14 protein-coding genes and 1 pseudogene are annotated in these 14,648 nt (G+C 61.1%); 11 read left to right on the top strand and 4 right to left on the bottom strand.

Going from position 1 to position 14,648, the window contains the following annotated elements; all coding sequences use genetic code 11:
• The first annotated feature begins 56 nt into the window (after nucleotides 1–56).
• The 8 genes from K307_RS05640 (at nucleotide 57) to K307_RS48475 (ending at nucleotide 7,862) form a co-directional block, all read left to right on the top strand.
• Nucleotides 57–818: an SDR family NAD(P)-dependent oxidoreductase gene (locus K307_RS05640; RefSeq protein ID WP_042876873.1), complete on the top strand. Its 762-nt coding sequence runs from the start codon at nucleotides 57–59 to the stop codon at nucleotides 816–818.
• Between the two features lie 132 nt (nucleotides 819–950).
• On the top strand, nucleotides 951–1,910 hold the full coding sequence (locus K307_RS05635) for an MBL fold metallo-hydrolase (protein ID WP_042876871.1): 960 nt from the start codon (nucleotides 951–953) through the stop codon (nucleotides 1,908–1,910).
• Between the two features lie 73 nt (nucleotides 1,911–1,983).
• Nucleotides 1,984–3,732, top strand: a complete 1,749-nt coding sequence (locus K307_RS05630) for an FAD-dependent oxidoreductase (RefSeq protein WP_042876869.1) — start codon at nucleotides 1,984–1,986, stop codon at nucleotides 3,730–3,732.
• A 33-nt stretch (nucleotides 3,733–3,765) separates the two neighbouring features.
• Entirely contained in the window at nucleotides 3,766–3,981 is a 216-nt protein-coding gene (locus tag K307_RS05625; RefSeq protein ID WP_042876867.1) for a DUF2783 domain-containing protein, read from the top strand.
• A 97-nt stretch (nucleotides 3,982–4,078) separates the two neighbouring features.
• Nucleotides 4,079–5,407: an MFS transporter gene (locus K307_RS05620; protein WP_042876865.1), complete on the top strand. Its 1,329-nt coding sequence runs from the start codon at nucleotides 4,079–4,081 to the stop codon at nucleotides 5,405–5,407.
• A gap of 72 nt (nucleotides 5,408–5,479) precedes the next feature.
• Complete coding sequence (locus K307_RS05615) at nucleotides 5,480–6,049, top strand: SDR family NAD(P)-dependent oxidoreductase (protein WP_051974684.1); 570 nt, start codon at nucleotides 5,480–5,482, stop codon at nucleotides 6,047–6,049.
• 212 nt (nucleotides 6,050–6,261) lie between these two features.
• Nucleotides 6,262–7,599 (top strand): IS110 family transposase, encoded by a 1,338-nt coding sequence (locus tag K307_RS05610; protein WP_042876326.1) that lies wholly within the window; start codon nucleotides 6,262–6,264, stop codon nucleotides 7,597–7,599.
• A 17-nt stretch (nucleotides 7,600–7,616) separates the two neighbouring features.
• Nucleotides 7,617–7,862, top strand: a complete 246-nt coding sequence (locus K307_RS48475; protein WP_268989182.1) for an SDR family NAD(P)-dependent oxidoreductase — start codon at nucleotides 7,617–7,619, stop codon at nucleotides 7,860–7,862.
• A 114-nt stretch (nucleotides 7,863–7,976) separates the two neighbouring features.
• Here K307_RS48475 and K307_RS05600 read toward each other — a convergent pair whose 3' ends face one another.
• Both K307_RS05600 and K307_RS05595 read right to left on the bottom strand, forming a co-directional pair.
• Nucleotides 7,977–9,092 (bottom strand): alkene reductase, encoded by a 1,116-nt coding sequence (locus tag K307_RS05600; RefSeq protein WP_042876863.1) that lies wholly within the window; start codon nucleotides 9,090–9,092, stop codon nucleotides 7,977–7,979.
• A gap of 42 nt (nucleotides 9,093–9,134) precedes the next feature.
• Nucleotides 9,135–9,617: a nuclear transport factor 2 family protein gene (locus K307_RS05595; protein ID WP_042876861.1), complete on the bottom strand. Its 483-nt coding sequence runs from the start codon at nucleotides 9,615–9,617 to the stop codon at nucleotides 9,135–9,137.
• A 123-nt stretch (nucleotides 9,618–9,740) separates the two neighbouring features.
• Between K307_RS05595 and K307_RS05590 the strand changes: the two genes are divergently transcribed.
• A complete protein-coding gene (locus K307_RS05590) occupies nucleotides 9,741–10,667 on the top strand; it encodes a LysR family transcriptional regulator (protein ID WP_042876859.1) in 927 nt (308 codons plus the stop codon).
• A gap of 77 nt (nucleotides 10,668–10,744) precedes the next feature.
• Here K307_RS05590 and K307_RS50945 read toward each other — a convergent pair whose 3' ends face one another.
• Together K307_RS50945 and K307_RS50580 are read right to left on the bottom strand one after the other, a co-directional pair.
• Entirely contained in the window at nucleotides 10,745–10,849 is a 105-nt protein-coding gene (locus tag K307_RS50945; RefSeq protein ID WP_419187144.1) for a hypothetical protein, read from the bottom strand.
• Nucleotides 10,843–11,148 (bottom strand): annotated as a pseudogene (locus tag K307_RS50580) (homogentisate 1,2-dioxygenase); the annotation flags it as partial. The pseudogene K307_RS50580 and the gene K307_RS50945, both read right to left, overlap by 7 nt.
• Before the next feature lie 507 nt (nucleotides 11,149–11,655).
• Between K307_RS50580 and K307_RS05585 the strand changes: the two are divergent.
• Nucleotides 11,656–12,741 carry a substrate-binding domain-containing protein gene (locus K307_RS05585; protein ID WP_042876857.1) on the top strand — a complete coding sequence of 362 codons (1,086 nt, stop codon included), beginning with the start codon at nucleotides 11,656–11,658 and terminating at the stop codon, nucleotides 12,739–12,741.
• 205 nt (nucleotides 12,742–12,946) lie between these two features.
• Nucleotides 12,947–14,587, top strand: a complete 1,641-nt coding sequence (locus K307_RS05580) for a GMC family oxidoreductase (RefSeq protein ID WP_051975021.1) — start codon at nucleotides 12,947–12,949, stop codon at nucleotides 14,585–14,587.
• Nucleotides 14,588–14,648: the final 61 nt, after the last annotated feature.

The following is a 14,648-nucleotide window of genomic DNA, read 5'->3' as shown; positions in this document are numbered from 1 at the left end:
GGCCGCGCCGAACCGTGGTCGCCGCGACAGCCCACTCCTCTCCTGATGCACAAACCATGACGTTCTCCAACCTGTTGACCGGGAAGGTCGCATTCATCACCGGTGCAGGCCAAGGCAATGGCCGTGCCATTGCCTGCGGTCTGGCCGAAGCCGGTGCGCTTGTTGTCGTCACTGACATGAACGAATCGAACGCACGGCAGACGGCCGACATGATCACCGCCAACGGCCATCTGGCAAGACACTATGGGCTCGATGTGACCGACCCCCGGCAATGCTACGCCGTAGCCGAAGCGGTCACGGCCAGCGTCGGCCCCATCGACGTGCTGGTAAACAACGCAGGCATCATCATCCGTGAGGGCATTGACAGCCCGAATGCGGCGCGCAACCTGCAGCAGGTGATGAAAGTCAACCATGACGGAACCTTTCATGTCACGCATGCCTGGCTGCCCGCCCTGCGCAGGAGCAAGGGCGCCATCGTCAACGTTGCGTCGATCGCGTCCTTCTCGGGTCAGCCCAATACGCTCGGCTACTCCGCATCCAAAGGTGCCGTGAAGATGCTGACCCAGTCCCTCGCCGTGGACCTGGCCAAGGACGGCATTCGCGTCAACGCCGTCGCGCCTGGCGTCATCGAAACGCCGATGACGGTATCAACAAGGTCCGATCCGGCGAAGTTGGAGCGCTTCATGGCGCGGATTCCGATGAACCGGGTTGGCAGGCCGGAAGAGCTGGTAGGCGCGGTGCTGTTTCTGGCGTCATCCATGTCGACTTATGTCACGGGGGTGACCTTGCCCGTCGATGGCGGCTATCTGGCTGCGTGAATCGTTATTCGACCCTGAAACGTATCCACAAGGCTCGAAGCAGGGCCACTTGAGAACACATATCGAAGCGATGGTGCAGCGCCGCGCGCCCGGAAGCTCTGCCTCGCTTCACAGCCACAAGAGACCGACAGCATGACTAAGGCATTCGCATCCCAGGCTGACCTGGAAGCCAAGCAGATCACCTTCACCCAACTCTCGGAAAGCGCCTGGGCGTACACCGCCGAAGGCGACCCGAACTCGGGCGTGATCATCGGCGACGACGCCGTGATGATCGTCGACACCACCGCCACGCCGGCCATGGCGCAGGACCTGATCGCGCGCATCCGCGAGATCACCGACAAGCCGATCAAGTATGTGGTGCTGTCGCACTACCACGCGGTGCGCGTGTTGGGCGCGTCGGCCTACTTCAACGAAGGCGCGCAGCAGGTTATTGCCAGCCGCGGCACCTACGAGATGATCGTGGAGCGCGGCGAGGCCGACATGAAGTCGGAAATCGAACGCTTCCCGCGCCTGTTCGCTGGCGTGGAGACCGTGCCCGGCCTGACCTGGCCGAAGCTGGTGTTCGAGAAGGAAATCACGCTCTTCCTCGGCAAGCTGGAAGTGCGCATCGCCCACCTCGGCTCGGGCCACACCAAGGGCGACACGGTGGTCTGGCTGCCCTCCGAGAAGGTGCTCTTCTCCGGCGACCTGGTGGAGTACGACGCGGCCTGCTACTGCGGCGACGCACAGCTCGCCGAATGGCCCGCCACGCTCGACGCGCTGGCCGCCCTCAAGCCCCAGAAGCTCGTCCCCGGCCGCGGCCCCGCGCTGACCTCGCCCGAGGAAGTGGCCAAGGGCCTCGCCTACACAAAGGATTTCGTCACCACGCTGTTCCAGGCCGGCAAGGAAGCAGTGGCCGACAAGCTCGACCTGAAGGCTGCCATGGCGCACACGCGCCGCACCATGGATCCGAAGTTTGCGCAGGTCTTCATCTACGAGCACTGCCTGCCGTTCGACGTGTCGCGCGCGTTTGACGAAGCCGCGGGCATCACGCATCCGCGTATCTGGACGGCGCAGCGCGACAAGGAAATGTGGGCGGCGCTGCAGGACTGAATATGAAGTGTGGTACAGGGATCAGCGGCATGCAGGTCGAGGATTCCCGTCGGCCGCGCGATGGAGAAAGAAGATGAGTATCGATTACCAGAGCCTGATGTTTGACTACCAGGTGTGTGTGGAGCAGAAACCGGAGCACGCTCCCCGCCTTCACCCGGTGGTAGTGGTGGGCGCCGGGCCGGTCGGGCTGGCTACCGCGATTGACGTCGCGCAGTACGGGGTACCGGTCGTGCTCCTTGACGACGACTGCACCCTTTCTAACGGCTCACGTGCAATTTGCTTCGCCAAGCGGACCCTCGATATCTTCGACCGTCTCGGTTGCGGAGAGCGGATGGTTGACAAAGGCGTGCGCTGGAACGTCGGCAAGGTGTTCGTGCGCGACGAGCAGGTCTATTCATTCGATTTGCTGCCTGACGCCGGACATCGCCGGCCCGCCTTCATCAACCTCCAGCAGTATTACGTCGAGGGCTACCTGCTCGAGCGTGCGCGTGAGTTGCCGAATCTCGAGATTCGCTGGAAGAACCGCGTCACAGGCATCAGTCAATCGGAGCAGGGCGCGGAAGGTGCCGGTGTCGTCCTGACGGTCGATACACCTGACGGGCCCTATACACTTCAGGCCCGCTATGTTGTAGCCGCCGACGGTGCGCGTAGCCAGTTGCGCCGGCTCCTTGGTCTCGAAAGCAAGGGGCGCACATTCAAGGACCGCTTCCTGATTGCCGACGTCAAGATGGAAGCCGGCTTCCCTGCTGAGCGCTGGTTCTGGTTCGATCCGCCGTTCCACCCCAACCAGTCGGTGTTGCTGCACCGGCAGCCCGACGACGTCTGGCGTATCGATTTCCAGCTCGGTTGGGATGCCGACCCGGAACTGGAGAAGACGCCCGAGCGCGTCATCCCGCGTGTGCGTGCCCTGCTCGGCCAGGATGCGAAGTTCACGCTGGAATGGGTCAGCGTCTATACGTTCTCCTGTCTGCGCATGGACAGCTTCCGCCATGGCAACGTGCTGTTTGCCGGCGATTCGGCCCACGGTGTGTCGCCGTTCGGTGCCCGAGGTGCGAACAGCGGCGTGCAGGACGCGGAGAACCTGGCGTGGAAGCTGGCCTTCGTGCTGCGTAGCCACGCGCCTGACAGCCTGCTCGACACTTACGCCAGCGAACGTGAGTACGCGGCTGACGAAAACATCCGGAACTCCACCCGCGCTACAGACTTCATCACGCCCAAGAGTCCTGTAAGCCGGGTATTTCGCGATGCTGTGCTGAGCCTGTCGAAGCAACACCCGTTTGCGCGCGGACTGGTGAACAGCGGCCGCCTTTCGGTGCCAGCGGCACTTGCCGGGTCACCGTTGAACACATCCGACGTTGAGACGTTCAGCGGCGCAATGGTGCCCGGTGCGGCTTGCCTGGATGCGCCAGTCGTCAGCGCCCAGGGATCGGATTGGCTCTTGTCGCATCTCGGCGGACAATTTACCGCGCTGGCATTCGGAGCGCTCGATGCGGATGCCGTGAGCGTCTTGCAAGCCGTGCATGGGCCAGTCCCACTGCGAATCGTCCTTGTCAGCGCCCCCGACGCACCCGACAGCATGCCGGACGCGCCTGCGGGAACGATCGTGCTTCATGACACCAATGGATTGGCCGCGCAGCGGTATGACGCGCGCCCCGGCACGCTATACCTGATTCGCCCGGACCAGCATGTCTGCGCACGCTGGCGCAGTGTCAACCTGCCGGCCGTCGAGCAGGCATTGCAACGTGCGTGCCGGGCAACCGGACAGTCTCCATCATGCGAGGTACCTCAAGACGCAGGGCTGACGGCAGCCGCCCTCGCATGAGGGGCAGAGCGATATTTACGACGAGTCAGAGAAATGCCACTCATCACCGAACCCAATCTGATCCACCCCGATGACTTCTACGAAGCTTTGATCGACATGCACCGTGATCTGAGCGACAACCAGAGCCAGGCTGCCAATGCGCAACTCATCCTGCTGCTTGCCAACCATATTGGCGACGCCGAAGTCCTGAGGGCCGCAATGCTCGCAGCGCGTCAGGGCGTCGCGCCCCAACAGGCGGCGACCGCCTGATTTTGCCGGGCACGCCGTTCCGCGTGCCTCACCCGCCTGACCATAGCCAAGGCGCACTAAGACGCCGGCAGCGCGGACACCGACCGGAGACAGACCAATGAGCAATCTCGCCCCAGGGGCTATGGTAGCCCCCATTTACACTTTGAACGAAGAGGATGCGCTTTATCGCAAAATCTGGCTGCGCATTATTCCCTTCTTGTTCCTTTGTTACGTCATCGCGTACCTCGATCGCATCAACATCGGCTTCGCCCATTTGCAGATGAAGCAGGATCTGGGCTTCAGTGATGCCATGTACGGTCTGGGGGCGGCAGTGTTCTACATAGGCTACGTGCTCTGTGAGGTGCCGAGCAACATGCTGCTGGCACGCTTCGGTGCGCGCCGCACCTTCACGCGGGTCATGGTCCTCTGGGGCCTCGCCTCGGTGGGGATGGTGACGGTCTCCACGCCCGCGCAGTTCTACACGATGCGCTTTCTGCTGGGCGTGTTTGAAGCGGGCTTCTTTCCGGGCATCGTGCTGTACCTGACCTATTGGTTTCCCGCCTCGCGCCGCGCCTCCGTGCTGGCGATCTTCTTCGCAGGCGTGGCAGTTGCGGGCGTCATGGGTGGTTTGGTATCTGGCTGGATCATGCGCGACATGTCTGGCGTGATGGGGCTGGCAGGGTGGAAATGGATGCTCGCCATCGAAGGTGCTCCGGCAATCGTCTTCGGAATACTCGCCGCCTTCTTTCTGGACGACGAACCGCGGCAGGCGCGCTGGCTCAGCGAGCACGAAAAGGCATTCCTTTCCCGCAACATCCACGAAGACCATGGCGTCAAAGCTCACTCGCTGCGCGCACTGACGCGCGTCCTGAGTAATCCGCGCGTGTACCTGTTTGCCTTCATCTACTTCTCGCTGACGTGGGGTTCGCTGGCGCTCAGTACCTGGATGCCGCTGATGATTCGCGACTTTGGCATCACGGATGTTGTATCGGTCAGCCTGTATTCCGTCGTACCCAATGCGATTGGCGCCATCGGATTGATTTTCATCGCCAGACATTCCGACCGAAAGGCCGAGCGCCATCGTCACTACCTGTACTGCACTGCCGGCGGCGCGCTTTCCTTGATCGGCCTGACTCTGCACCTGCCGAGCCTTGCCGGAATGCTGGCCATGCTCTCGGTTGGATGCGTGCTGATCTATGCGGCCTTGCCGCTATTCTGGGCGCTCCCTGCAAGTCATCTGCCAAAGAGCAGCGCAGCCGCAGGCATCGCTTTCATCAGCAGCGTCGGCATTACCAGCGGGATTGTGAGCCCGTGGGCAATCGGCCAGATCAAGGTCCAAACGGGAAGCATGGACAACGCGCTGTACCTGGTGGCCGCAATGGTCATGGCAAGTGGATTGGCAATGTGGTTCGGGGTGCCTCGCAAAGCTGACGTTCAACAGCATTGACCCAAGCTTCCGGCGGCGCGGCGGTGCCCCACGCCAGAGTAACGCGCGAGACTATCTATACGGCGAAGAGTTATGAATATAGACCTGACAGGGAAATGCGCGCTCGTCACGGGCGGCGGATCCGGAATTGGCGCGGCGACATGCGAGGCCCTCGCACGCTGCGGTGCCAGTGTAGTTGTGGCCGATTACAACCTTGAGGCCGCTTGTGCCGTAGCCGAACGCATTGCTGCCATCGAGGGGCGAGCGCATGCCGTCAAGGCAGATGTCTCGCAAGCAGAAGACATGCAGGCTGTCGTAAGGCTGACTTGCGAGATGTTCGGAGGCCTTCATCTTGCCGTGAATAACGCGGGTGTCGCGGCAAGCTACGCAATGGTCGAGGACGTGTCCTGGGAGGACTGGCAGCGAAACCTTGGCGTCAACGTCACGGGCGTATTCCTCGGGCTCAAATATGAGGTCCCGGCGATTCTCTCCAGCGGAGGCGGAGCCATCGTCAACGTGTCGTCCATTCTCGGTGGCGTCGGCATGGTCGGGCGTAGCCCCTACGCCGCCGCCAAGCATGCCGTGGTCGGTCTCACCAAGTCAGTTGCTTTGGAGCATTTCAAGGCCCTTCCGGCCCCGGCGTGGGCGGAGAAACCGAGATGAGCTATACCGGTGAACGGCAGCGCCGCGATGACCGACAGGCCAATGGTGCGCGCTCGCGGCATGCACGCCGTGGAGTGAGCCCGCTTTGGAGCATGGTCCGGGATTCGTCGGCGACAGTGGTGAGCGGCGCGAGCCGCATCCCGTTCAGGAGATCGAGTCGAATTCGACGCATCCCATGGCGCTGCCGTTCATCAACGATGGTGGAGCAAGCCATGGCTATGCGCAAGCAAGAAGAAGACGTGGTATTCCCCAACGCGGCGGGGATCGACGTGGGCGCGTCGAGCCACTGGGTGGCGGTGCCGCGGGATCTGGCCGAGCAAGCCGGCTGCGAGCCGGTGCGCGAAGTCGGCGCGATGACCGACGACCTGCATGCGCTGGCCGACTGGCTACTGACGTGCGGCGTGGACACGGTGGCGCTGGAATCCACCGGGGTCTACTGGATCCCCGTCTATGAAGTGCTGGAGCAACGCGGCTTGACGGTCTGGCTGGTCGATGCGCGGCAGATGAAATACGTGCCCGGGCGCAAGAGCGACGTGCTCGACTGCCAGTGGCTGCAGAAGCTGATGAGCCTGGGGCTGCTGCGCGCGGCCTGGCGCCCCGGCGATGAAGTCTGTGTGGTGCGCGCGGTGGTGCGTCAGCGCGAGGTGCTACTGGCCGCGCAGGCCGAATGGGTGCAGCGTATGCAGAAGGCGCTGGTGCAGATGAACCTTCAGCTCGGCGAAGTGCTCAGCGACGTGATGGGCATGACCGGACAGGCCATCGTGCGGGCCATTGTGGCGGGCGAGCGTGACCCCAACGTGCTGGCGCGCCATCGCCATGCACGCGTCAAGGCCAGCGAGCGCGACATCGCGCGGGCGCTGACGGGTAACTGGCGTGAGGAGCACCTCTTCGTGCTCGGGCAGGCCCTGGCGATGTTCGACAGCCTGGCCCAGCGCATCCTCGAGTGCGACGCCAAGATCGAGGCGTTGCTTGCGCCGCTGGGCCGTCATGAGGTCGAACTCGGCGGGCCGGGCAAGCGGCGTGGCAAGAATACTCCGGAGTTTGATGCGCGCACCGCGTTGGCGCGCTGGTCTGGCGTGGACCTGACGCGCATCAATGGCCTGGCCGTTACCTCGGTGCTGACGATCCTCTCGGAGATCGGCCCGGACCTGCGCCGCTTTGGCAGCGTCAAGCACTTCTGCTCGTGGCTCGGGCTGTGTCCCGGCACCAAGGTCAGCGGCGGCAAGGTCCTGTCGGCGCGCACCCGGCGCTCCACCAACCGGGTGCGCCAGGCGCTCAAGCTCGCGGCCATGAGCCTGTCGCATAACGACTCCGCGCTCGGCGCGTTCTACCGACGGCTGTGTGCCCGCATGGACAAGCCGCGCGCGAATACCGCCGTCGCCCACAAGCTGGCGCGCATGGTGTACTTCATGCTCACGCGCGGCGAGACCTTCGTCGACCAGGGCCAGCAGCGCTACGAAGAACAACAGCGCGAGCGCAGCATCGCCGCGCTCAAACGCCGCGCCGCTGCACTCGGCTATCAGATCTATCCCGTGGCGGTGGCGCCCTGACCCCAGCCGCCCTCAGTTTGGTTTCTCAGGAGTGTGCCGAGCGGGGTATTCGCGTCAATGCCGTGGCGCCCGGCTACGTCGCAACGCCGCTGCTGGCGGACCGCGATGAGGAAACCAAGGCGTCACTGGCAGGCTTGCACCCGATGAAGCGGTTGGCTGCAGCCGATGAAATCGCCCAGGTCATCCTGTTCTTGCTTTCACCGAACGCGAGCTTTGTTACCGGGCAAACCTACTATGCCGATGGCGGGTACACCGCCAGGTAGCAGTGAAGCCGTTAAGAAGCCTGGGATGCGCGTTGCCAGGGCCGAGACACATGTCGCTGCCAATCCATGGAAACTCCAGAGGGCTTTGGAAATCGATGCCGGCGAAGGTATTGATTAGCTCGGCTGAGCCTCCTGGTAAAACGGGTAATCCGTGTAGCCCTTTGCAAGGCTCTTGTTTGCACCATAGAAGGACTCGCGGTGGGGCTCAACAATGGGCCAGTTTTGCCGCATCCGTTCCACCAAATCAGGGTTGGAGATGAACGGACGGCCGAACGCGGTTAGGTCAAGGTCCCCATTGTCCAACGCTGCTTCCGCTGTGACGCTGTCAAAGCCTCCGGCAGCAATCAAAGTGCCCTGGTACGCTTGACGAAACCTCGCAGCGAAGCCGTCAGGAATCGATTCGGCGCCGATAGTCAGTTGGTCACTCAGGTGAACGTAGGCCAGGTCCTTGGAATTCAATGCTTCGGCGAGGCTCAGCCAGGTCTCAGCCTCATCCGCGAAGGGCTTCATGTCGTAGAGGCGGCCGAACGGCGAGAGGCGGACCGCTACGCGAGAGCTGCCGATTTCATGAGCAACAGCATCAAGGGTATCCATTAGGAAGCGTCGGCGATTCGCGATGGACCCGCCATACTCATCATCACGAGAGTTCAGTGCTCCGTTGAGGAACTGCTCGAAAAGATAGCCATTTGCGCCATGCAGCTCGACACCATCGAAGCCGGCCTCCATTGCGCGGCGGGCAGCTCGGACAAAGTCTGCAGTGATGCGGTGAATTTCCTCCACGCGCAATGCGCGCGGACGGCTCGCCTGGATGGGGCCCGCCGTTCCTGGTTCGACCCAGGCGTAAACCATCGACTTCTCTGCGATCTGGGCTACGGAGGACACCGGTGCAGCTTCATCCGGCTGAATGGACACGTGGGACAAGCGGCCCACGTGCCAAAGCTGCGCAAAAATCTTGCCGCCTTGGACATGAACGGCGTCAGTTACTCGCTTCCATCCTTCGGCTTGCTCATCTGTGTATATCCCCGGGGTGAATAAATACCCGCGTCCCTCCTCGGAAACCGGGACCCCTTCCGAGATGATGAGGCCAGCAGTGGCACGTTGTTCGTAGTAGAGGGCCGTGTGCTCATCGGGAATACCGGTCACTGCTCTGGAGCGCGTCATGGGCGCCATCACGATGCGATTGGCCAGCACCGTGCCGTTCATGTCATAGGGTTCGAAGAGTTTGCTCATTCCGGACGTTTGGGAAGTCAGTGGGTGTGAAGATGTCTTGGCTCAGGTCGGCAGCACCAGGCCATTGCCGGGATAGCCGCCGCCTACGTTCGGCTCAGGCCATACAACGTCGAGGCGCGTACGGCTAATCAACCATCGACCGTCGACACGGCGGTATTCATCTGCGTAGAGACCCAGGAGGAAGAGCGGATTCGCGGTCTTCGGACCTTCGGTCGCGAGGTCGATTAGGTAGCAACGCCCTTCGGCGCGGTCTTCGTCCAGTAGTTCGACCCATTGATTCGTTATTGCATGCATGAACGGGTAGCGACCACGCTTGTCGGTGTCGAATGCCGTGAATGCGTCGGTAAGTCCTTGCCGAATGGCGTCGCGTCCACGCCAGGTTCCGCGGTCCACCTGGCAAATTGCATCGTTCGTGAACAACGCTGCGAGCGCGTCCATTTGGTTGGCGTCCAGGTAGTGGCAATAGCGCTGGCGGAGGTTCTTGATGGCCTCGATGGCGAGTAAGCGGGTAACGTCGGTTTGCACAGGGCACCTCACTTCTGAAGGGATGCACAGCTTAATTCATGTTCCGGAATCGATTAATGCCACGAGATTCCATCCACCTCATCCTCGGAGGATATAATCGGGTACGTAATCTTGGAGGCACACATGAGCGACTCGCGCTTCGATGGCATCCAGGAGTTCGTCCTTGCAGCGCAGCTGCAGAGTTTTACGGCTGCCGGCCTGCAGCTCGGGATTACCAGCTCAGCGGTGGGGAAGGCCGTTACTCGGCTCGAGCGTCGAGTTGGCGTCAAGCTCTTGCATCGCACGACGCGCAAGCTCAGTTTGACAAATGAGGGCGAAGCCTATCTCGCGAGTTGTTTGCGCGCGATGGAAGACCTGGGCAACACCGAGAATTTCCTCTCGACGGGACATGCGGAGCCACGCGGTCAGGTACGCATCGACCTGCCCGGTGCGTTTGGTCGTCGGCACATTGCGCCAGCACTCAACTCCTTGGCCACACAGTACTCGCAACTGGACCTGGCGATGACTTTTGGCGACCGCACAGTCGACATGGTCAGCGAAGGCGTTGATCTCGCTGTGCGCATCGGGCACCTTAGGGACGACCCTGAACTCGTAGCGCGTCGGCTTGGTGAGCAGTACCTCGTCATCTGTGCCTCCCCCAAGTACCTGGAGCGACGCGGCTCAGTGAACGGCAAAGAAAGTCTGCTCGAACACGACTGCATTATCGGCTGGCGTAAGGGGCTGCGCGCTGCCTGGCTGCTCAAGGACGCACAAGGCCAAGTTGAGCACCAGGATGTTCGCGTACGGCACGAACTCGGCGATGGCGAAATGATGGTGCAAGGAGTCCTTGATGGATGCGGAATCTCGCAACTACCGACATGGCTCGTGCACGACCACTTGCGCAGCGGTGCGCTGGTTACTGTGCTGGATGACTATGCCGGCGTGACAATGCCGATTCACGTGATATGGCCGCGCACACGATACATCCAGCCGAAAGTGCGAGTCGTCATAGACGCGCTGCTCTCCCTTGCTGAAAAACACCCCGCCATCTTCATGTGCGGCAAAGTTTGACGAGCGCTTGAACCACCGCAAGGCCGCACTTGAGGGGCGGTGCCGCATCGTCTTAGGGATTGAATTGGCACCTCCCTTCATACTTTAGCGCACGTTCGGGTTGAACTGCTTTGAAGAAGCGCCGACTCGGCGGCATAGCGGGTTGGACGAATGACACCAGGTGTTTCGAAAATGAACGCCATTGTGTCTGCGACATGGTGAGGCTTACCCACCGTGTTGTTTGCTCGATGCGGACAAACGGCTTATGCATGGCCGCCGGACGAATCCGGTAGAGCCAGGAACGACGATTGTGGGCGCGCGGTGCTGTGAAGGCAGAGCCCGAAATTTGCTCGGCGTACAGGCCATACGCCACACGTTGGGGCGAATTGCGGCCAACCGGCAGCGCCCCGGGTAAAGCCTCGGTGGCAAATTCGTTGGCAAATCCAGACATGTATGACGTCGCGGCACCCGCTTTGGGCACGTCAAGCTTGGCTTGGGTCATCTGTTCCTCCCATCTAGGACCCGACGACGACGACGGGGGGCGTTGAAGCGGCGCATCGTTGTGTGTCGATGACATCACATTAGGTACAGAGCAAGACAAACGTGAAGGAGGCTTGGAGGGCGCGCTGGTATCTGCAAGCTGAGACCGTCGAGCACGTATTGCGCATCGAGCGGATGCGCGGTCGGTACGGTTGCTTCGCTAACAGCGGCAAGTCATGGGCTCCCTTCACTGCCTGGATATTAAGTCGCCAGTCGGCAGCAAGGCTTCACAAGTCGCTTCACGTTGACTTCCCCGCGCGACTAGGCAAGCAAATTTTCTGTATTGCGCTGTCGCGCCGCGCCGTGGGCTTGGTTCCTGTCGCCGTCCAGTTCGACCGTGGCGCACACAGGCTATCAAATATGGCGCGTTGAGGCACGAAGCATCCGACTCGCTCTCCTATATTCGCCATCAGGCTGTCGAGTACGGCTACATAAGTCAGCTTGCTGGCGCTAAATAGACGAGGAGACGATGAAAGTACTATTCAATGCCATGCGCGTAGTGGCTACCGGTGCAATGATTAGCGTGACCCCGCTTGGTGCTGCGGCCGCCGAATCCCAACTGGTAACCCAACAAGGAGACATCTCTCCGATGTGCGGTTCCAAGCCGATGATTGTCGGCTTGTCTGATGGCTACGGTGGTGAGACATGGCGCAAGACGGCACTTGCCGAACTCAAAGACGAGGTCGGCCGTTGCAGTAACCTCAAACGATTCATTTACACGAACGCCAACGGCGACCAACAGAAGGCGAACTCGGACATCAATAGCATGGTTGCGCAAGGCGTCAACGTGCTTATTGTCTTCCCAGACTTCGGTGCCGCCCAGATTCCAGCGATGCGCGCTGCAACGAAGGCAGGTGTAACGGTCGTTCCCTATCTCGCTAAGATTCCGGGAAATCCAGGCAAAGACTACACCGTCAACGTTACGGAAGACGTGTTCCGGATGGGAACCGTGTGGGCCGACTGGTACGGCAAAAACATCAAGAAGGGTAACGTTGTCTTCCTCGGTGGCGCGCCAGGTGCAATGTCGTCGCAGCTCTTCTTTGACGGCTTCAAGTCCGGGCTCGCGAAGTATCCGGACCTGAAGCTACTCGAGAACAACTTTGTCGTGACGCACTGGAGCCCCGTCGGAGCCCAGAAGGCTGTGGCCGGCCTTATCGCTAAGTACCCGAAAATCGACGGTGTGGCGACGGACTACGGGGTCACTGCGCTGGCTGCCGTCAAGGCATTCGAACAGGCTCGGCTTCCGGTTCCCGCCATCGCGACGAATGCAAGCATTAACGAGCTTAGTTGCAAGTACTTGGCCATGAAGAAGTCGGGCAAAGCATTCCCTTACTTCTCGCTTGACGGTACTACGTCCGTCATACGCTTCGCTGGCCGCCGTGCTGTCGCTCACTACCAGGGAACATCGAACAGTGAGTCGACGACGGTCTTCCCCTATCCCTACGCTGACAGCTCGGCTGGTGTTGAGCCAAAGTGTGACCCCAGCGCGCCGCCGGACGCCGACTTTTCCTCGGCCTTGTCCGCAGAAAAGCTCAAAGCTGTCTTTCAGCAATAGCACCAATTCGTGAGCAGAAGAGTTGGCCCCCGGTCGCTCCGGGGGCAATTCCTTCCACGGCGACAGCGCGCGCGACATCCTTCCAAAGGTTGACTGGCTTGCCCACTCAGGTCGCTCACCGGCCTAAGGACGACAGGGCAGAAAAGATTCGAGCAAAAGAATCGTCCACCCGCAAGGTGGCGAGATGAAAGAAACGGAGATAGAAATGACTGACTACATCATCATCGGTGCCGGCTCGGCAGGTTGTGTTTTGGCCAATCGTCTGAGCGCCGACCCCAGCGTTCACGTGACGTTGCTTGAGGCAGGCGGTTGGGACAAGAGCCCGTTCATTCATATGCCTGCAGGCTACTTTCGCTTGATGCAGACCGGGCAGCTCGATTGGGGCTACCACACCGTCGCTCAGCGGTATATGAACAATCGTGAGATGTTCATTCCCCGGGCACGGAGCATTGGCGGCTGCACGACGGTGAACGGGATGATTTACACGCGTGGTGACCGCACTGACTACGACCACTGGCGCGAACTTGGCAACGAAGGCTGGGCGTATGAAGACTGTCTGCCGTACTTCAAGAAGTCTGAAAGCTGGGCGGACGGGGAAAACGCCGTCCACGGTGGCAGCGGCCCGCTGAAAACTAGCCGCTTCGGCATTAAGAACCCGATTGCAACTGCCTTCATCGAAGCTGGTATCCAGGCGGGCTACAAGTACAACGATGACTTGAACGGTGGCGACCAGGAAGGCTTCGGTCCTTGTGACAGCACGCTTGCGGACGGTGTCCGCTCTAGCGTGTCCCGTTGCTTTATCACGCCTATCCGCAGCCGCGACAATCTGCACGTCATTACTGATGCTGTGGCGACCCGTATCCTGTTCGATGGGGACAGGGCCGTGGGCGTCGAGTATGTCTCTGGCCGGAACACGAAGAAAGTCTATGCATCGAAGGAAGTCATTTTGTCGGGTGGAGCGTTCAACTCACCGCACCTGCTGCAGATTTCCGGCGTCGGCGACCCCGAGCATCTGCAATCCATTGGCGTATCGGTGACCCACAAGCTGCCGGGCGTCGGGCGAAACCTCCAGGACCATCTCGGCTGCGGCCTCAAGCAGCGAATCACCCAGCCCTTGTCGCTGCTGAAGCACCTGAACATCCTCAACTCGGCGGGTGCGCTCGCGAAGTACGCGGCGACGAAGTCGGGACCCGCTGCATACCATGGCGTCGAAGCTCTGGCGTTCGTCAAGACTGACCCGAGTGTTGTCGCACCCGACATTCAGTTCCACCTAAACATGGTCATGTACGAGGACCACGGTCGGAAGATCTTCTTTGAAGAGGGCGTGATGCCGTACTTCAATCTCTCTCGCCCTCAAAGCCGAGGTACGGTGATGGCTCGCACCGCAGACCCGCTCGCGCTTCCCGCCATTGACCCGAACTTCTTTGCGGTTGCCGACGATGTTCGCGTTATGCGCGACGGCCTGCGAATCGCGCGGGACATCATTCGGCAGAAGGCGTTCGACCCCTATCGTGGCGAGGAGTTTGGCCCTGGGCGCGAGGTGCAGTCGGATGCCGACATCGACGAATATCTGCGCAACAAAAGCGAAAGCGTCTATCACCCGGTCGGCACCTGCAAGATGGGCTCTGATGCAGAGGCGGTCGTCGACGCACGCCTGCGTGTGCACGGTCTCCGCGGCCTCCGCGTCGTTGACGCTTCGATTATGCCGACCCTGACGAGCGGTAACACAAACGCGCCGACCATCATGATTGCTGAAAAGGCCGCTGACATGATTCTGGCCGATGCAAGCTCCAGTCACGCCGCAGCCGGTTCCACGTACGACCGTCAGGTCGAGTACGCCGGCTAAGGCCCGATGTGGCGGCGCTTTCTTCGGCCGCCTAACCACGGGGGCGCTTGGCGTGGCAAGA

The organism is Cupriavidus necator A5-1 (assembly GCF_000744095.1).
Taxonomy (GTDB): Bacteria; Pseudomonadota; Gammaproteobacteria; order Burkholderiales; family Burkholderiaceae; genus Cupriavidus; species Cupriavidus necator_A.
The sequence above is the reverse complement of the archived record's forward strand: the minus strand, read 5'-3'. Positions and strand labels throughout refer to the sequence as shown.

Coding starts and splice junctions, on each gene's coding strand:
- K307_RS05640 (WP_042876873.1), top strand. CDS start 57: ATGACGTTCTCCAACCTGTTGACCGGGAAGGTCGCATTCATCACCGGT.
- K307_RS05635 (WP_042876871.1), top strand. CDS start 951: ATGACTAAGGCATTCGCATCCCAGGCTGACCTGGAAGCCAAGCAGATC.
- K307_RS05600 (WP_042876863.1), bottom strand. CDS start 9,092: ATGAGCAAACTCTTCGAACCCTATGACATGAACGGCACGGTGCTGGCC.
- K307_RS05620 (WP_042876865.1), top strand. CDS start 4,079: ATGAGCAATCTCGCCCCAGGGGCTATGGTAGCCCCCATTTACACTTTG.
- K307_RS50945 (WP_419187144.1), bottom strand. CDS start 10,849: ATGGCGTTCATTTTCGAAACACCTGGTGTCATTCGTCCAACCCGCTAT.
- K307_RS05590 (WP_042876859.1), top strand. CDS start 9,741: ATGAGCGACTCGCGCTTCGATGGCATCCAGGAGTTCGTCCTTGCAGCG.
- K307_RS05630 (WP_042876869.1), top strand. CDS start 1,984: ATGAGTATCGATTACCAGAGCCTGATGTTTGACTACCAGGTGTGTGTG.
- K307_RS05615 (WP_051974684.1), top strand. CDS start 5,480: ATGAATATAGACCTGACAGGGAAATGCGCGCTCGTCACGGGCGGCGGA.
- K307_RS05585 (WP_042876857.1), top strand. CDS start 11,656: ATGAAAGTACTATTCAATGCCATGCGCGTAGTGGCTACCGGTGCAATG.
- K307_RS05625 (WP_042876867.1), top strand. CDS start 3,766: ATGCCACTCATCACCGAACCCAATCTGATCCACCCCGATGACTTCTAC.
- K307_RS05580 (WP_051975021.1), top strand. CDS start 12,947: ATGACTGACTACATCATCATCGGTGCCGGCTCGGCAGGTTGTGTTTTG.
- K307_RS05610 (WP_042876326.1), top strand. CDS start 6,262: ATGGCTATGCGCAAGCAAGAAGAAGACGTGGTATTCCCCAACGCGGCG.